Annotated in this window: 17 protein-coding genes; 9 read left to right on the top strand and 8 right to left on the bottom strand. The window is 69.4% G+C overall.

Translation table 11 applies throughout. The features are described from left to right. Window positions 1-34: 34 nt before the first annotated feature. Genes DES41_RS12985 through DES41_RS12975 form a run of 3 tightly spaced genes read left to right on the top strand, consistent with a single transcriptional unit; the run spans window position 35 to window position 2,841 of the window. Window positions 35-1,999 carry an ABC-F family ATP-binding cassette domain-containing protein gene (locus tag DES41_RS12985; protein WP_114468069.1) on the top strand — a complete coding sequence of 655 codons (1,965 nt, stop codon included), beginning with the start codon at window positions 35-37 and terminating at the stop codon, window positions 1,997-1,999. 60 nt (window positions 2,000-2,059) lie between these two features. Beyond that, complete coding sequence (locus tag DES41_RS12980; protein WP_114468068.1) at window positions 2,060-2,308, top strand: GlsB/YeaQ/YmgE family stress response membrane protein; 249 nt, start codon at window positions 2,060-2,062, stop codon at window positions 2,306-2,308. Between the two features lie 5 nt (window positions 2,309-2,313). Continuing rightward, complete coding sequence (locus tag DES41_RS12975) at window positions 2,314-2,841, top strand: hypothetical protein (protein ID WP_114468067.1); 528 nt, start codon at window positions 2,314-2,316, stop codon at window positions 2,839-2,841. 12 nt (window positions 2,842-2,853) lie between these two features. Here the strand turns inward: DES41_RS12975 and DES41_RS12970 are convergent, their stop codons facing one another. Then, window positions 2,854-3,342: a hypothetical protein gene (locus tag DES41_RS12970; protein ID WP_147282847.1), complete on the bottom strand. Its 489-nt coding sequence runs from the start codon at window positions 3,340-3,342 to the stop codon at window positions 2,854-2,856. 143 nt (window positions 3,343-3,485) lie between these two features. Then, window positions 3,486-5,450 (bottom strand): acetate--CoA ligase, encoded by a 1,965-nt coding sequence (acs, locus tag DES41_RS12965; RefSeq protein ID WP_114468065.1) that lies wholly within the window; start codon window positions 5,448-5,450, stop codon window positions 3,486-3,488. 170 nt (window positions 5,451-5,620) lie between these two features. On the opposite strand from acs, the gene DES41_RS12960 reads away from it, so the two are divergent. From DES41_RS12960 to DES41_RS12935, 6 genes are all read left to right on the top strand, one after another. Continuing rightward, on the top strand, window positions 5,621-7,597 hold the full coding sequence (locus DES41_RS12960; RefSeq protein WP_114468064.1) for a hybrid sensor histidine kinase/response regulator: 1,977 nt from the start codon (window positions 5,621-5,623) through the stop codon (window positions 7,595-7,597). Continuing rightward, complete coding sequence (locus DES41_RS12955; protein WP_114468063.1) at window positions 7,594-8,340, top strand: response regulator transcription factor; 747 nt, start codon at window positions 7,594-7,596, stop codon at window positions 8,338-8,340. Before DES41_RS12960 ends, DES41_RS12955 begins: the two co-directional genes overlap by 4 nt. Before the next feature lie 100 nt (window positions 8,341-8,440). Further along, entirely contained in the window at window positions 8,441-8,758 is a 318-nt protein-coding gene (locus tag DES41_RS12950) for a DUF485 domain-containing protein (protein WP_425466359.1), read from the top strand. Further along, window positions 8,755-10,482 (top strand): cation acetate symporter, encoded by a 1,728-nt coding sequence (locus DES41_RS12945; protein WP_114468062.1) that lies wholly within the window; start codon window positions 8,755-8,757, stop codon window positions 10,480-10,482. The genes DES41_RS12950 and DES41_RS12945 overlap by 4 nt, the downstream gene beginning before the upstream one ends. Before the next feature lie 141 nt (window positions 10,483-10,623). Further along, window positions 10,624-11,058, top strand: a complete 435-nt coding sequence (locus DES41_RS12940; protein ID WP_114468061.1) for a YeeE/YedE family protein — start codon at window positions 10,624-10,626, stop codon at window positions 11,056-11,058. A gap of 10 nt (window positions 11,059-11,068) precedes the next feature. Then, window positions 11,069-11,488: a YeeE/YedE family protein gene (locus DES41_RS12935; protein WP_114468060.1), complete on the top strand. Its 420-nt coding sequence runs from the start codon at window positions 11,069-11,071 to the stop codon at window positions 11,486-11,488. 131 nt (window positions 11,489-11,619) lie between these two features. Here the strand turns inward: DES41_RS12935 and msrA are convergent, their stop codons facing one another. The 6 genes from msrA to lysM form a co-directional block, all read right to left on the bottom strand. After that, entirely contained in the window at window positions 11,620-12,126 is a 507-nt protein-coding gene (msrA, locus tag DES41_RS12930; protein ID WP_114468059.1) for a peptide-methionine (S)-S-oxide reductase MsrA, read from the bottom strand. A gap of 1 nt (window position 12,127) precedes the next feature. Beyond that, entirely contained in the window at window positions 12,128-12,571 is a 444-nt protein-coding gene (gene msrB / locus DES41_RS12925; RefSeq protein ID WP_114468058.1) for a peptide-methionine (R)-S-oxide reductase MsrB, read from the bottom strand. 180 nt (window positions 12,572-12,751) lie between these two features. Continuing rightward, the gene (locus DES41_RS12920) at window positions 12,752-14,803 is read right to left on the bottom strand and encodes a RecQ family ATP-dependent DNA helicase (protein ID WP_114468057.1); all 2,052 of its coding nucleotides are present in this window, start codon (window positions 14,801-14,803) and stop codon (window positions 12,752-12,754) included. A 55-nt stretch (window positions 14,804-14,858) separates the two neighbouring features. Continuing rightward, the gene (locus tag DES41_RS12915; protein WP_170168169.1) at window positions 14,859-15,461 is read right to left on the bottom strand and encodes a 2'-5' RNA ligase family protein; all 603 of its coding nucleotides are present in this window, start codon (window positions 15,459-15,461) and stop codon (window positions 14,859-14,861) included. After that, complete coding sequence (gene guaA / locus DES41_RS12910) at window positions 15,458-17,071, bottom strand: glutamine-hydrolyzing GMP synthase (RefSeq protein WP_114468055.1); 1,614 nt, start codon at window positions 17,069-17,071, stop codon at window positions 15,458-15,460. Before guaA ends, DES41_RS12915 begins: the two co-directional genes overlap by 4 nt. Window positions 17,072-17,129: 58 nt before the next feature. After that, on the bottom strand, window positions 17,130-17,627 hold the full coding sequence (gene lysM, locus DES41_RS12905) for a peptidoglycan-binding protein LysM (RefSeq protein WP_114468054.1): 498 nt from the start codon (window positions 17,625-17,627) through the stop codon (window positions 17,130-17,132). Between the last annotated feature and the right edge of the window lie 32 nt (window positions 17,628-17,659).

Below are 17,659 nucleotides of genomic sequence, written 5' to 3'. Positions count from 1 at the left end.
CTTTCGGTCACCGCAGCGTGGTGATCTCATCGCCATGATCACCCTCAAGAACGTCGTCCTGCGCCGCAGCGCCAAGGTGCTGCTGGACAGCGCCAGCGTCACCATCAACCCTGGCGAGAAAGTCGGCCTGGTGGGCCGCAATGGCGCGGGCAAGTCCACGCTGTTCGCGCTGCTCAACGGCACGCTGCACGAAGATGGCGGCGATTTCTACGTGCCGCCGCAGTGGCGCCTGGCCCAGGTGGCGCAGGACATGCCCGAGACCGACCAGAGCGCCACCGACTTCGTGATCGAAGGCGACACCACGCTGCTGGCCGCGCAGCAGGAAGTGGCGGCCGCCGAAGCCACTGACGACGGCGAGCGCATGGCCAACGCCTACATGGCCCTGTACGACGCCGGCTCGGGCGACGCCCAGGCGCGCGCACAGGCGCTGATCCTCGGCCTGGGCTTCAAGACCACTGAACTCGGGAACCCCGTCAACAGCTTCTCGGGCGGCTGGCGCATGCGTTTGCAGCTGGCGCGCGCGCTGATGTGCCCGTCCGACCTCATGCTGCTCGACGAGCCGACCAACCACTTGGACCTGGACGCCCTGGTCTGGCTGGAAGCCTGGCTCAAGCGCTACATGGGCACCTTGCTGGTGATCAGCCATGACCGCGAATTCCTGGATGCCATCACCGACGTGACGGTGCACATCGAGGCCGCCAAGCTCAACCGCTACGGCGGCAACTACACCAAGTTCGAGGACATGCGCGCCGAGAAGATGGAGCTGCAGCAGGCCTCGTTCTCCAAGCAGCAGGACAAGATCGCCCACCTGCAGAAGTTCATCAACCGCTTCAAGGCCCAGGCCAGCAAGGCCAAGCAGGCGCAGAGCCGGGTCAAGGCGCTGGACCGCATGGAGAAGATCGCGCCGCTCCTGGCCGAGGCCGAGTTCACCTTCGAGTTCAAGGAACCTGCCAACCTGCCCAACCCGATGCTGTCGATGTCGGACGCCACCTTCGGCTACCCGCCGCCGGAAGACGCGCCCGCGGGCACCGGCCCCACCGTCATCGTGCAGAAGGTCAACAAGTCGGTGCTGGCCGGACAGCGCATCGGCATCCTGGGCGCCAACGGCCAGGGCAAGTCGACGCTGGTCAAGACGGTGGCGCGCGCGCTGCGGCCCATCCAGGGCGAGATCCTGGAAGGCAAGGGCCTGAACATCGGTTACTTCGCGCAGCAGGAACTCGACGTGCTGCACCCGGCCGATACCCCGCTGGAGCACATGATCGGCTTGGTCAAGGAGACCACCGCCGCCGGCAAGCTGGCTGGCCAGGGCACGCGCGAGCAGGACCTGCGCAGCTTCCTTGGCACCTTCAACTTCAGCGGCGACATGGTCAAGCAGGCCGTGGGCAGCATGAGCGGCGGCGAGAAGGCGCGCCTGGTGCTGTGCATGATCGTCTGGCAGCGCCCCAACCTGCTGCTGCTCGACGAGCCGACCAACCACCTGGACCTGGCCACCCGCGAGGCGCTGGCCATGGCGCTCAACGAGTTCGAAGGCACGGTCATGCTGGTCAGCCACGACCGGGCCCTGCTGCGCTCGGTCTGCGACGAGTTCTGGATGGTCTCGCGCGGCGGCGTGGAGCCATTCGACGGCGACCTGGACGACTACCAGCGCTACCTGCTCGACGAATCCAAGCGCCTGCGCGAAGAGCTCAAGGCCGCGCCGGTGCCCAAGGCCGCCGCCACGCCGGCACCGGCGCCCGCGGCGGTCCAGCGCAAGCAGGACGCCCAGAGCCGCCAGGAGCAGAACGAACGCCTGCGCCCGCTCAAGAAGCAGATCGAGAAGCTGGACCGCAGCATCGCCGCGCTGACCGAGGAAAAGGCGGCGCTCGAACAACGGCTGAGCCAGCCCCTGGCGCCGGCCGAGATGGCCGAGGCCGGCCGCCGCCTCAAGCAGGTCGGCGAGCAGCTGAGCGCGCAGGAAGAAGAGTGGCTCGGGCTGTCCGAGCAACTGGAAACTTCCTGACAAGCCGGGGTTCGGGCTTCATGTACATTGCCCGGGCCTTCCACTCTCCTTGCATACACCATGTTCTCTTTGATCGGCACCATCATCGTCGGCTTCATCGTGGGTCTGCTGGCGCGCGCGCTCAAGCCCGGCGACGACAAGCTGGGCATCATCATGACCTCCATCCTCGGCATCGCCGGCTCGCTGCTGGCGGGCTGGGCTGGCCAGAAGATGGGCTGGTATGCCCCCGGTGACCCGGCCGGCTGGATCGCCTCCATCGTGGGCGCCGTCGTGCTGCTGCTCGTCTACGGGATGGTCAAGAGCAAGTAGACGCCATGGCCACGGCGCTCGAACTGGCCCAGGGCGATGAGCGCCTCGTCGCGGCGGTCCGGCGCGGCCGGCGCATGCTGCACGGCAAGGCCATGGTCGCTGCGGCAGCCAGCGCCATGCCCGTGCCAGGGCTCGACTGGGCCGTCGACGCCGCCGTGCTGTCGCGCCTGATCCCGGCCGTCAGCGCGGAGTTCGGCCTCACGGCCGAGCAGATCGGACGCCTGGAGCCGCAACAGCGCGACCAGGTGCAAAAGGCCGTCAACATGGTCGGCTCCGTACTCATCGGCAAGTTCATCACGCGCGATCTCGTGCTCAAGGCCGCCGCCGCCGTGGGCATGCGCCTCACGACCAAGCAGGCCGCCAAGTACGTGCCTTTCGCAGGCCAGGCGATCTCGGCACTGGTCGGCTACAGCGCCATCCGCTTCCTCGGCGAGGAACACCTCAAGGACTGCGTGCGCGTGGCGCGAGAGGCGCAACTCGTGCTGCCCGAACCGGCGCCACGCAAACGGCTGCTGCTCCCAGGCCGCGCCTGAGCGCCGAGCGCCTCAATGCCGGAACGGCTTGAGGTCCAGCAGGATCGACACCGTCTTGCGGCTGCCTTCGACGGCCGTCACGATGCGGGCGCCACACTGGCTGGTCTGGCCCGCCCGGCTCTCGTAGGCCAGGCGCCGCTGGAAGCGCGAAGCATCGCCATCGAACAGAAAGCCCACGCGGTGGTTGCCGACACGCACCTCCACCCGCCCGCCCACCTCCACCGGCGCATGCAGCGTCGCCATGCACAGCGGGCCGAGTTCGGCCAGCGCCGCATGCAACACGGCCTGGTGCCGCTCTGTGTCGGTGATGGCGAAATCGAAACGGCCCAGGGCCTGCCAGTGGTGCAGGTCTGCCGCCTGGATTCCATTGCCCGCCGCAGCGCCAAAGTCGGAAACAGCCAGCGCGTACAGATCGCCGGCCGGATCGACGCGCGGCCGTACCAGGCTCCACAACAGGAACACCGCAGCGGCACCGCCCAGGACCATGACCAATTCAGACATCGAATCCCCCGTGCGCATGGGTTGCGCGTTTCCCGCAAGGCCTGCGTTCGCGCCACAGGGGGCACAACGCAGTAGCAGCAAAGCTGCGGGTTTTACCGGATTCGGGGGGGCCTGCGCAAGGCCTTTGGCCTGACCGCGTCGAATCAGTTGGCCTGGGCCAACTGCTCCAGGATGGCGGGGTTCTCCAAGGTGCTCGTGTCCTGGGTGATCGCCTCGCCCCTGGCGATGGAACGCAGCAGCCGCCGCATGATCTTGCCCGAGCGCGTCTTGGGCAGGTTGTCGCCGAAGCGGATGTCCTTGGGCTTGGCAATCGGCCCGATTTCCTTGGCCACCCAGTCGCGCAGTTCCTTGGCGATCTGCTTGGCCTCCTCGCCATGCGGGCGCGGGCGCTTGAGCACGACAAAGGCGCAGATGGCTTCGCCCGTGGTGTCGTCGGGCCGGCCGACCACGGCCGCCTCGGCCACGAGGTCGGTCTTGGCGACCAGGGCCGACTCGATCTCCATGGTGCCCATGCGGTGGCCCGAGACGTTCAGCACGTCGTCGATGCGGCCCGTGATCGTGAAGTAGCCCGTCTGCGCGTCGCGGATCGCGCCGTCGCCGGCCAGGTAGTAGCCCTTGAGCTCAGGCGGGTAGTAGCTCTTGACGAAGCGCTCGGCGTCGCCCCAGATGGTGCGGATCATGCCGGGCCAGGGCTGCTTGACGACCAGGATGCCGCCATGGCCGTGCGGCACGTCGTTGCCGGTCTCGTCGACGATGGCCGCCGCGATGCCCGGGAACGGCAGCGTGCACGAGCCCGGCACCAGCGTGGTAGCGCCTGGCAGCGGCGTGATCATGTGGCCGCCCGTCTCGGTCTGCCAGAACGTGTCGACGATGGGGCAGCGGCCGCCACCCACATGGCGGTGGTACCACTCCCAGGCCGCGGGGTTGATCGGTTCGCCGACCGAACCCAGGATGCGCAGGCTGGACAGGTCGTACTGCTTGGGGTGCACGGCCTCCGTCGCCTCGGCCGCCTTGATCAGCGAGCGGATCGCGGTCGGCGCGGTGTAGAACACCGTCACCTTGTGGTCCTGGATCATCTTCCAGAAACGCCCCGCGTCCGGGTAGGTCGGCACGCCCTCGAACACGATCTCGGTGGCGCCGAGTGCGAGCGGGCCGTAGGCGATGTAGCTGTGGCCCGTGACCCAGCCGATGTCGGCCGTGCACCAGAACACGTCGTCGTCCTTCAGATCGAAGGTCCACTTGGTCGTCACGGCCGCCTGCAGCAGGTAGCCGCCCGTGGAGTGCTGCACCCCCTTGGGCTTGCCCGTGGAGCCAGAGGTGTAGAGCAGGAACAGCGGATGCTCGGCCTCGACCCACTCGGGTTCGCACTTCGACGGTTGCCCTTCGGTCAGTTCGGCCAGCCAGAGGTCGCGCGGCGCCTGAAAGGGCACGGCGCCGCCCGTGCGGCGGGCCACCAGCACGTTGCGCACGCTCTCGCAGCCGCCCAGGCCGATGGCCTCGTCGACGATGGCTTTGAGCGGCAGCTGCTTGCCGCCGCGCACCTGCTGGTCGGCCGTGATCACGATGGAGGCGCCCGTGTCGGCGATGCGGTCGCGCAGTGCCTGCGCCGAGAAGCCGCCGAACACCACGGAATGGATGGCGCCGATGCGCGCGCAGGCCTGCATGGCTGCCACCCCATCGACCGACATGGAGATGTAGATGACGACGCGGTCGCCCTTCTTCACCCCCAGCGAGCGCAGCGCATTGGCGATGCGGCAGGTGCGCTCCAGCAGTTCGCTGTAGCTGACCCGGGTGACCTGGCCGTCGTCGGCTTCGAAGATGAGCGCGGTCTTCTCGCCCAGGCCGCGCTCCACGTTGCGGTCCAGGCAGTTGTACGAAACGTTGAGCCGGCCGTCGGCAAACCACTTGAAGAACGGCGCCTGGCTGCGGTCCAGCACCTGCGTGAACGGCGTTTGCCAGCTGATGAACTCGCGTGCCAGGCCGCCCCAGTAGCCCTCGGGGTCGGTCTCGGCCTGGGCCACCAGCTTGTCGTAGGCTGCGCGGCCAGACACATGGGCGTTGCGGGCCAGCTCCGGCGGTGGCGCGTACTGGGCGGTGGCTTCTGTCATCTCGTCTCCTCGGGCACGATGCGGATGGTTGGGACGGGCGATTGCATCACATCGCCCGCCGCCTTGGCCGCCAGCATCCACCAGGAACGTTGCACGACCGTGGCCCAAACTTAACAAATGTTTGCACCGTGCCCCAGGACCGTTGCAAGCGTTACGCTCGCCCGGACGCCATGCCCACCCACGAACCGTCCTCCGACGCCAGCGCGCCGCTCGCGCGCTACCTGACGCTGCAGGCCGGCCTGGACCTGCTGGACCGCGGTCTGTCCATCTTCGACCGCGACCTCAGGCTCGTGGCCTGGAACCGTGCCTACCTGAAGCTGCTCGACTTTCCCGAGGCCATGGGCTATGTGGGCGCGCCGTTCGAGAGCTTCATCGCCTACAACGCCCAGCGCGGCGACTACGGCCCGGGCAACGCGGCCGCCCTCGTGGCCGAACGCGTGGCGGCGGCGCGGGCCTTTCGCGCGCACGAGATCGAGCGCACGCGGCCGGGCGGCCAGGTGCTGCGCATCCGTGGCGAGCCGGTGCCCGGCCATGGCTTCGTCACGCTGTACTCCGATGTGACGGCCGAGCGGCATGCCGAAGCCACCATCCGCGCCCACACCGAGCAACTGGAGGCCCGCGTCGCCGAACGCACGGCCGAGTTGCAGCGCAGCGAACACCGCATGCGCCTGGTGATGGACTCCATCCCCGCGGCCGTGGGCTTCTTCGATGCCGGGCGCACCTACCGCTACCTGAACCGCGCCTACCACGACTGGTTCCGCGTGGACACCAGCGCGCCGGACCGGGCCAGCGCCCGCGCCTTCCTCGGCGATGCGGTCTATGCGGGTGTGCGGCCACGCGTGCTCCGCGCGCTGCGCGGCCAGGCCCAGAGCTTCGAGTACGAACTGCAGACCGCCCACGGCGAACGCCGCATCGTGCGCACCTCGCTGGTACCCGAGCGCGCACGCGACGGCAGCGTGAGCGGCTGCTTCGAGCTGACCTTCGACATCACCGAGGAGCGGCGCGCCCAGGTGCTGCTGGCGCGCGCGCACAAGCTGGAGTCGCTGACCCACCTGACGGGCGGTCTCGCGCACGACTTCAACAACATCCTGACCGTGGTCATCGGCAACCTCGACGCGCTGGCGCGCAGCCAGCCCGAGGACGCCGCCACACAGGAGTACGTGCTGCCGGCGCTGGGCGCCGCACGCCGCGGTGCCGATCTGGTCAAGGGCCTCATGAGCTTCGCACGGCGCCAGCCGCTGGAGGCGCATTCGGTCAGCGTGGGCGCCCTGCTCGCCACCGTGGCCGGCCTCGTGCGGCGCGTGCTGCCCGAGGCCTTGCAACTGGAGATCGACACCGGCAGCGAACCGCTGTGGACCTGGATCGACCCCACGCTGCTCGAGCAAGCCCTCATCAACATGGTGCTCAACGCGCGCGACGCCTGCGAGTCCCTGGGCCCGCAAGCGCGCATCCGCCTGCGTGCCTGCGCCACGCGCATCGATGCCGCCGCCGCCGCACCCCTGCAACTCTCTCCCGGCGACGCGATCCGCATCGACGTGCAGGACAACGGCATCGGCATGGACGCCCACACGCTGGCCCATCTGTTCGAGCCCTTCTTCACGACCAAGCGCGGCGGCCGCGGCACGGGCCTGGGCATGGCCGTGGTCTATGGCTTCATCAAGCAGTCCGGTGGCGCCGTGGACGCGCGCAGCGCACCCGGGGAAGGCACGACGGTGTCGGTCTGGCTGCCGGCGGCGCAGGCCCCGGCCGAGGCGCCGCGCCAGGAGCGGCCCGCCGCGCGCGCCGCGCCGCGCCAGCGCGGCCTGGCCCTGCTCGTGGACGACGATGCCCAGGTGCGCCGCGTGGTGCGGCGCAACCTGCTCGAACTCGGCTATGTGGTGCTGGAGGCCGAGCACCTGGCGGAAGCCCGCAAGCTCCTGGCCGCCACGCCCGACATCGCGCTGGTGCTGACCGATCTCGTGATGGCCGGCCCGCTGGACGGCGTGCAGCTCGCCCGGGCTGCGCGCGACAGCCGCTGCGCGAAGGCGGTGGTCATCATGACCGGCAACGTGCCCGACGACTGGCCGCGCGATGCGGGCAGCCCTTTGCTGCGCAAGCCGTTCACCACAGAGCAACTGGCCGCCGCCATCGAACAGGGAAAAACATGAGTGCCGAGACACACCACCGCGCCGGCAACGACGCCAGCGCCCCGCCCGCCCTGGTCTATGTGATCGAGGACGATGCCGACGTGGCCAAGCTCGTGCTGACGGCGCTGCGCGACTTCGGCTTCGCCTGCGAGGTGTTCGGCACGGGGGGCGCCGTGCTGCGCCGCCTGCAGTTCGAGAAGCCCGACCTGTGCATCGTCGACCTGGGCCTGCCCGACATGGACGGCCTGGACCTCATGCGCCGCATCGCCGCGGCATCCAGCGCCGGCGTGCTGATCCTGACCGGCCGCGGGCACACGGCCGACCGCGTGATGGGCCTGGAGCTCGGCGGCGACGACTACGTGACCAAGCCCTTCGAGTCGCGCGAACTCGTCGCGCGCGTGCGCAGCATCCTGCGCCGGCGCAGCCTGGCCGCTGGCAGCGCACCGGGCCAGCGCCGCTACGCCAACTTTTTGGGCTGGCGCATCGATTGCGCGGCCAATGTGCTGCGTGCGCCCGATGGCAGCGAACACCTGCTGGGCACGGCCGAGACCCAGGTACTGCGCTGCTTCGTCGAGCGCCCGCACCAGATCCTCACGCGCGAGCAACTGATGGGCGAGCGCGACCTCTCGCCGACCGACCGCAGCATCGACGTGCGCATCTCGCGGTTGCGCAAGAAGATCGAACCCGACGCGCACGAGCCCACCATCATCAAGACCGTCTACGGCGCGGGCTACCTGTTCGCGGCGGATGTCAGCTGGGAGTAAGCGCGATCTCGCGGCCCCATATGACGAATGGTTGCGCCGCCACCGCAAGCCGGCATGCCAGGCAGAAGATGCGCACCAGGAACACTACCTGGAGACAAGCATGGCCAAGGACATGGCGGACGTGGTGCAACGCATCCAGTCCCACCCCCGATACCAGGCGCTGCGGCGCAAACGCAGCCGTTTCGGCTGGACGCTGACGGTTTTGATGCTGGTCGTCTACTACGGCTACATCGGACTCATCGCCTTCGACAAGCCCTTTCTGGCCCAGGCCATCGGCAGCGGCGTCACGAGCATCGGCATCCCGATCGGCCTCGGCGTCATCGTGTTCACCATCCTCATCACGCTGCTCTACATCCGCCGCGCCAACGGCGAGTACGACCGAGAGACCGCCCAGATCCTGAAGGACGCCACACCATGAACGCGCGCCGCAACACCTTCTTCGCGCTGGCGCTCGCTGCCTGCGCCGCCCTTGCACACGCGGCCGGCGGCGACATCGGCCAGGCCGCCAAGCAGCCCACCAACTGGATCGCGATCGGCATGTTCTCGGTCTTCGTGCTGGGAACGCTCTACATCACCAAGTGGGCCGCAGGCCGCACCAAGTCGGCCTCCGACTTCTACACCGCGGGCGGCGGCATCACGGGCTTTCAGAACGGGCTGGCGATCGCGGGTGACTACATGTCGGCCGCCTCCTTCCTGGGCATCTCGGCGGCCGTCATGGCCACCGGCTACGACGGCCTGATCTACGCGATCGGCTTCCTCGTGGGCTGGCCCATCCTGACCTTCCTGATGGCCGAGCGGCTGCGCAACCTGGGCAAGTTCACCTTTGCCGATGTGGCCGGCTACCGCTTCAAACCGGGCCCGATCCGCGCGTTCGCGGCCTCCGGCACGCTGGTCGTCGTGGCCTTCTACCTGATCGCCCAGATGGTCGGCGCGGGCCAGCTCATCAAGCTGCTGTTCGGCCTGGACTACTGGATGGCGGTGGTCATCGTGGGCGTGCTCATGATGGTCTACGTGCTGTTCGGCGGCATGACGGCCACCACCTGGGTGCAGATCATCAAGGCCTGCCTGCTCCTGTCGGGCGTGACCTTCATGGCCATCATGGTGCTGGCGCAGTTCGGCTTCTCGTTCGAGGCGCTGTTCGCCCGGTCGGTCGAGGTGCGCACGCAGATCGCATCCAACACCGGCAAGACGCCGCAGGAGGCCGCGTCCATCGGGCTGTCCATCATGGGGCCGGGCGGCTTCGTGAAAGACCCGATCTCGGCGATCTCGTTCGGCATGGCGCTGATGTTCGGCACCGCCGGCCTGCCGCACATCCTGATGCGCTTCTTCACCGTGCCCGACGCCAAGGAAGCACGCAAGTCGGTGGGCTGGGCCACGGTCTGGATCGGCTACTTCTACCTGCTGATCTTCATCATCGGCTTCGGCGCGATCACACTGGTGCTGACCAATCCGGAGTTCGCCGACACCGTGACGGGCGTCATCCACGGTGGTGCCGGCGCGTCCAACATGGCGGCCGTGCTGGTGGCCAAGGCCATCGGCGGCAACGTGTTCTACGGCTTCATCTCGGCCGTGGCCTTCGCCACCATCCTCGCGGTGGTGGCCGGGCTCACGCTGTCGGGCGCATCGGCGGTCTCGCACGACATCTATGCCACGCTGGTCAAGCACGGCAAGGCCGACAGCGCGTCCGAGCTGCGCGTCTCGCGCATCACCACGCTCGCGCTCGGCGTGGTGGCCGTGGTGCTGGGCATCGCGTTCGAGAAGCAGAACATCGCCTTCATGGTCTCGCTGGCCTTCGCGGTGGCGGCCTCGGCGAATTTCCCGGTGCTGTTCCTGTCGATCATGTGGAAGGACTGCACGACGCGCGGCGCAGTGGTCGGCGGCTTCCTGGGGCTGATCTCCTCGGTTGGCCTGACGATCCTGTCGCCCTCGGTCTGGGAGGCCACGCTGGGCCACCCGGCCGGCTCGGCCCCCTTTCCCTATGCATCGCCGGCGCTGTTCTCGATGACCATCGGCTTCGTCGGCATCTGGCTGTTCTCGGTCACCGACAAGAGCCGCCAGGCCCAGAAGGAACGTCCGCTGTTCGCGGCGCAGCAGGTGCGCTCGGAGACCGGCCTGGGGGCTTCGACGGCTTCGGCGCACTGAGCATTTCCAAGGACTTGCGCCTCGACGGCCACCTTGCGGTGGCCGTTTTTCCTCGGCGGCACATGCAGCCGCGCGTCCCTGCCCGTCGGGCCGGCCGATCTTCTACAGTGGGCAATCGTCTTGCTGCCCGAGGAGCGCCCTTTGACCATCGCCTGGAACACGTTCACCCCTTACGCCGCGCTGGCCGGCGGCGCCCTGATCGGCCTGGCGGCCGCGATCCTGGTGCTCTGCAACGGCCGCATCGCTGGCATCAGCGGCGTTCTGGGCGGACTGCTGCGCCCGTCCGCAGAGGGTGTGGGCTGGCGGCTGGCCTTCTTGGCCGGGCTGCTTGCCGCGCCCATGGTCTACGCCCTCGCCGCCGCCCTGCCCCGGCCGCAGATCGATGCCGGCTGGGCCACGCTCGTGGCAGCCGGCTTGCTGGTCGGCCTGGGCACGCGCTACGGCGCGGGCTGCACCAGCGGTCACGGCGTGTGCGGCCTGTCGCGTCTGTCGTTGCGCTCGCTGGTCGCCACGCTGGCTTTCATGGGCGCGGGCTTCGCCACCGTCTACGTGGTGCGCCACGTGGTGAACGGCTGAGGCACCCGCCATGCCCCTCGTCACCGCGCTGCTCGCGGGCCTGGTCTTCGGCCTGGGCCTGCTCGTGTCCGGCATGGCCGATCCGGCCAAGGTGCTGGGGTTCCTGGACCTCGCGGGGGCCTGGGACCCTTCGCTGGCGTTCGTGATGGCCGGGGCCATCGCCGTTGGCCTGGTCGCCTTCACCTTGGCCAGGCGGCGCACGCGCAGCCTGCTCGGCCTGCCGATGCAGCTGCCGCAAGGCCATGGCATCGACCGGCGCCTGGTGCTGGGCGGCCTCGTGTTCGGCATCGGCTGGGGCCTGGCCGGCTTCTGCCCGGGGCCGGCGCTCGTCGCGTTGGGCATGGGCGAGGCCAAGGCGGCCGTGTTCGTGCTGGCCATGCTGGCCGGCATGGGCATCTTCGAGTACGGGGAACGGCGTACCCGCCGCTGAAGGGGCATGGCGCCGCCCATGCCAGCCCGAATGGGGCGACCTGGAATCACAGCCCCACAACGCGCGCGTGGCCAGCCCGGGCGATCGCTACGGCGCGCTTCCTGTACCGGCTGTCGCAGGGCGGCTAGACGTCAGGCCGCGCCGCGCCGCGGCAAGACCCAGCCGGGCCGTACGAAGTGGCAGGTGTAGCCGCCGGGGTGTTGCTCCAGGTAGTCCTGGTGCTCCGGCTCTGCCTGCCAGAAGTCCCCCACTGGCGCCACCTCCGTGACCACCTTGCCCGGCCACAGGCCCGACGCCTCGACGTCCTGGATGGTGTCGAGCGCTTCGCGCCGCTGGGCATCGGATGCGAAGTAGATCGCCGAGCGGTAGGATAACCCGCGGTCGTTGCCCTGCCGGTTCGGCGTCGTCGGGTCGTGGATCTGGAAGAAGAATTCGAGCAGGCGCCGGTAGCTCAGCACGGCCGGGTCGAACACGATCTCGATGGCCTCGGCATGGGTGCCGTGGTTGCGGTATGTAGCGTTCGGCACGTCGCCGCCCGAGTAGCCCACCCGCGTGGACACGACGCCCGGCATCTTGCGGATCAGGTCCTGCATGCCCCAGAAGCAGCCACCCGCCAGCACTGCGCGTTCGGTCGCCATCTCAAACCTCCTCGACCTGGTTCAGGTACTCGCCATAGCCCTGGGCCTGCATGTTCTCGCGGTGCACGAAGCGCAGCGAGGCCGAATTGATGCAGTAGCGCAGGCCGCCGCGGTCGGCCGGGCCGTCGGGGAAGACGTGCCCGAGGTGGCTGTCCCCGTGGACCGAACGGACCTCGGTGCGCACCATGCCGTGGCTCGCGTCGCGCAGCTCGTTCACGTACGCCGGCACGATGGGCTTGGTGAAGCTCGGCCAGCCGCAGCCCGACTCGAACTTGTCGGACGACGCGAACAGCGGCTCGCCCGAGACGATGTCCACATAGATGCCCGGCGCGTGGTTGTCCAGGTACTCGCCCGTGCCGGGGCGTTCGGTGCCGCTGCGCTGGGTCACGCGGAACTGCTCGGGCGTGAGCTGGGCGATGGCTTCAGGAGACTTGGTGTAGGGCATCTTCGGTTCCAGTTCGTTGCCTTCGGACTCCTCACGTGGGTCCGCAGGGACAGCTTTTCAACCCGGCTGCCTGGCGCGTGGAAGTCGCCGTCGCGCGTCTGCCCTCTCGACGGCGCGCACAATTCAGCCAGGCGGATCAGGCAGGCATCGGCCGCAACGGCTGGCACGGTGTCGGTCAGCTCAAGGCGCCTGGTGCAACACCAGCGGCAGCACCGCCCCGGCACCCGCCTCGCGCAGCAGTGCCGCGGCCACCGTCACAGCCCAGCCGCTGCGGTAGCGGTCGGCGACGAGCAGCAGCGGCCCTTGCGGTACATCGATCCCAGGCTGCAGCGCCAGCGCCCGGTTCAGCGCGGCCACCTTGGCGCCGGATGCGAGATCGGCATCCGGCAACGGCCCGGCCAGCCGCAAGGCATCGACAAGCTGCAGCCGCCCCACCTGCGCCACGTGCGCGGCCACCGATGCCACCAGCCGGGGATGCGTGGCCGAGGGCATGGGCACCACGGCCACCGGCCGCGTGCCCCAGCTGCGCCGCCAGCGGCCGAGCACGGCCACCACGCCGTCCAGCACGGGTTCCGGTGCCTCGGCATCGACGGCTGCGAACAGCGGCAGCAGCGCATCGGCCCAGCCGGGATCGTCGGCGAAGGCCAGCGCGCGGCCTTCACCGCAACCCGTGATGCGGCCCTTGCGCGCACCGCCCGTGGGCCAGAGCTTGCGCGGCTCGATCACCACGTCCTGCCCGCGCGCGTAGGCGCGCGCAGCCTCCACGCGCGCTGCGCCGGGCTGCGCGCCTGGCGCCGGCAGGCGGCCCGTGCACACGCTGCAGCGGCCGCAGTCGCTGGGCGCGGGGTCGTCCAGTGCCTCTTGCAGGAAGCGCATCAGGCAGCCCTGCCCGGCGGCGAACGCCCGCATGAGGCCCGCCTCGCGCTGCCGCACCGCGCCCAACGCCTGCCAGCGCTGTGCATCGAAAGTCCAGGGCTGGCCGGTCAGCGCCCATGCCGGGCCCTCGCGCTGCACCACCTCTTCCACGGCCAGGATCTTGAGCAGCCCTTCGAGCCGGCCGCGCCGGATGCCGGTGGCGTTCTCCAGCGCCACCAGGCCCTGGGCGCCGCCGGCCAGCGCCCCGAGGATCTGGCCCACGCGCCGCTCGTCGGGCACGCCGGCCGTGGCGAAGTAGGCCCAGATGCGCTCGTCGGTCTCGGCCGGCAGCAGCACGGCCACGGCATCGTCCAGCGCGCGGCCGGCGCGGCCCACCTGCTGGTAGTAGGCCACCGGCGAGGACGGCGAGCCGACGTGGATGCAGAAGGCCAGGTCGGGCTTGTCGTAGCCCATGCCCAGCGCGGACGTGGCCACCACGGCCTTGAGCGCGTTGCGGCGCAGCGCGTCCTCGACGTGCTGGCGCGCCGCAGTCTCCAGCCCGCCGTGGTAGGCCGCGACCTCGAAGCCGCAGGACTGCAGGAAGCCGGCCAGCCGCTCGGTCTCGGCCACTGTCAGCGCGTAGACGATGCCCGAGCCCGCAAAGGTGTCCAGCGCATCGGCCACCCAGGCCAGGCGCTCCAGCGGCCCCAGCCCGGGCACCACGGCCAAGCGCAGCGAGGACCGTGCGAGCGAGCCGCGGAAGGTCTGCGTGTCCGGGCCCAGCTGGCGCGCGATGTCCTCGGTCACGCGCTGGTTGGCCGTGGCGGTCGTTGCCAGCACCGACGTGCCGGCCGCGATGCCCAGCAGCGTCTTCGACAGGCGCTGGTAGTCGGGCCGGAAGTCGAAGCCCCAGTCGGAGATGCAGTGCGCCTCGTCGATGACGACCAGGCCGGTCGTGGCGAGCAACTGGGGCAGGCGCCGTGCGAAGCCGGGATTGCCGAGCCGCTCGGGCGAGACCAGCAGCACGTCCAGCCGGTCGGCGGCGATGGCGTCGAAGACGCTGTCCCAGTCGTCGAGGTTGGTCGAGTTGATGGTGGCCGCGCGCAAGCCGCCGCGTGCGGCCGCGTCGACCTGGTCGCGCATCAGCGCCAGCAGCGGCGAGACGATCAGCGTGGGGCCTTTTCCCGTGGCGCGCAGGGCCGAGGTCGCGGCCCAGTAGACCGCAGACTTGCCCCAGCCGGTGGCCTGCACGACGAGCACGCGGGCCTGTTGCTCGACCAGCGCTGCCACGGCGGCGAGCTGGTCTTCACGCGGGCGCGCGGCGGGCCCGGCCATCGCCGCGAGGACCTGGCGCAAATGGGTATCGGCGAGAGACATGGCCGCGATTGTGGAGGGGCCGGACCAGCGCGCCAACCGGTCAGGCGGCCGATGCTCAGGCCAGCGGCCAGTCGCCGATCCGCTGGTACTGCTTGCGGCCCACATGGCTCCAGATCAGCCGCAGCCGGCGCGCCGTCCAATGCGTGGGCGCGACGGCCGTGGGGACGAGCGCCACCGGGCTCCACCACAGGCTCAGGTGGGGGACGAACGTGCGCTGGGGCACCGGCACGCCGGCGTCGGCCAGCGCGATGCCCAACTGCAGGTGCAGGTCGCGCAAGGCCTGGTTGGGCCGGGCGTTGTCGACCACGGCGGGGCGCCTGTCGCCGGCGCCGAAGCTCAGCAACCGGTCAAAGGCCAGGTCGATCGGCGGGAAGTGCAGGCTCTGGCCGGCACGCAGTGCCTGCTCGACCAGGCGCTCGGGCACATGCGCATGCTCGCCCAGGCCATGCAGTGAGACGTGCAGCCGTTCTGGCGCCACCCGGTAAGCCGATGCGCCCTGCAGCAACGCATCGGCCTGCGCCGTCAGCCGCTGCGCGTCCTCGGGTTCGGGCTGCAGCGCGAAGAACAGCGCGCAGGCATGGCCGGGCGCCGGCGGTTCCGGCCGCTCCAGCGGCGCGGGCGCCGGTGCGGCGTCGCCGAACAGGCCGTCCTGGCTCACTCCCACTCGATGGTCGCGGGCGGCTTGCTGCTCACGTCGTAGGTCACGCGGTTGATGCCGCGCACCTCGTTGATGATGCGGCTCGAGACCTTCTTGAGCAGCGCATAGGGCAGCTCGGCCCAGTCGGCCGTCATGAAGTCGCTGGTCTGCACGGCGCGCAGCGCGACCACGTAGTCGTAGGTGCGGCCGTCGCCCATCACGCCCACGCTCTTGACGGGCAGGAACACCGTGAAGGCCTGGCTGGTGAGGTCGTACCAGGTCTTGCCCGTCGTGTCGTCGCGGAAGTTGCGCAGCTCCTCGATGAAGATCGCGTCGGCGCGGCGCAGCAGGTCGGCGTATTCCTTCTTGACCTCACCCAGGATGCGCACGCCCAGGCCCGGGCCCGGGAAGGGGTGGCGGTAGACCATCTCGGGCGGCAGGCCCAGCGCCACGCCGAGTTCGCGCACCTCGTCCTTGAACAGGTCGCGCAGGGGCTCCAGCAGCTTGAGGCCGAGCTGTTCGGGCAGGCCGCCCACGTTGTGGTGGCTCTTGATGGTGACGGCCTTCTTGCTCTTGGCGCCGCCGGACTCGATCACGTCGGGGTAGATCGTGCCCTGGGCCAGCCACTTGGCGCCCTTGGCGCCTGCGCCCACGAGCTTGGCGGCCTCCTGCTTGAACACGGCGACGAACTCGCCACCGATGATCTTGCGCTTGGCCTCGGGGTCGCTGACGCCCGCCAGCTTGCCGAGGAACAGGTCGCTCGCGTCGACGCGGATGACCTTGGCGTGCAGCTTGCCGACGAACATGTCCATCACGAGGTCGCCCTCGTTCAGGCGCAGCAGGCCATGGTCGACGAACACGCAGGTGAGCTGGTCGCCGATCGCGCGGTGGATCAGCGCAGCAGCGACGCTGGAGTCGACACCGCCGGACAGGCCCAGGATCACCTCCTCGTCGCCGACCTGCTCGCGGATCTTCTCGACGGCTTCGGCGATGTGGTCCTTCATGACCCAGTCGGCCCCGGCCGCGCAGATGCCGCGCACGAAGCGCTCCAGGATCGCGTGGCCCTGCTTCGTGTGCGTGACCTCGGGGTGGAACTGCACGGCATAGAAGCGGCGCGCCTCGTCGGCCATGCCGGCGATGGGGCAGCTGTCGGTCGAGGCCATGAGCTTGAAGCCCGGCGGCAGCTCGGTGACCTTGTCGCCATGGCTCATCCAGACGTCCAGCATGCCGTGCCCTTCGGGCGTGGCGAAGTCCTGGATGCCATCGAACAACTTCGTGTGCCCGCGGGCGCGCACCGACGCAAAGCCGAACTCACGCTTGTGGCCACCCTCCACCTTGCCGCCCAGCTGGTGCGCCATGGTCTGCATGCCGTAGCAGATGCCCAGGACCGGAACGCCGAGCTCGAACACGGCCTGGGGTGCCTTGTCCGTCGTGTCCTCGTAGACGCTGGCATGGCTGCCCGACAGGATCACACCCTTCAAGTGGCCGTCGGCCGCGTAGGCGCGCACCCATTCGTCCGTCACGTCGCAGGGGTGCACTTCGCTGAGCACATGCGCCTCGCGCACGCGCCGTGCGATCAGCTGCGTGACCTGGGAGCCGAAGTCGAGGATGAGGATCTTGTCGTGGTTCATGGCTTGCGAAAGTGAAACGGGCAGCGTGTGCTGCCCGTGCCGTGGAGATGCGGGGGAATCAGGCCTGCGGGGGAATGCGCAGCACCTGGCCTGGATAGATCTTGTCCGGGTGCGAGAGCATCGGCTTGTTGGCCTCGAAGATCTTGGGATAGGCGTTGGCGTTGCCGTAGAACTTCTTGGCGATGGCCGACAGCGTGTCGCCGCGCACCACGGTGTGGTACTGGCTCAGGTCGGCCGGCTCGGTCGAAACGATCTCGTCGTTGACACCGACGACGCCCTCCACGTTGCCGCAGCACAGGACGATCTTTTCCTTGATCTCCTGCGTAGGCACCGTTCCGGACACGGTGACGATCTGGCTCGCGCCATCGAAGGCGATCGTCAGCGCATCGGCCGGCAGGTTCTGCGCGCGGATGTAGTCGCCGATGGCCTTGGAGGCCACCGCGTTCGCAGCCGCCAGCTTGTCCTGGCTGCTGGGCTCGGCGGCGGCCGCGGCCACCTCGGGCTTCTTGCCGAACAGTTTCTCGCCAGCTTCCTTGATGAAAGACATCAGACCCATGAATCGCTCCTTGTATACGGTTGAGAGGCGCG

The organism is Pseudorhodoferax soli (genome assembly GCF_003337555.1).
GTDB classification, from domain to species: domain Bacteria; phylum Pseudomonadota; class Gammaproteobacteria; order Burkholderiales; family Burkholderiaceae_C; genus Pseudorhodoferax; species Pseudorhodoferax soli.
This window is presented reverse-complemented; position numbering and strand designations above follow the sequence as displayed.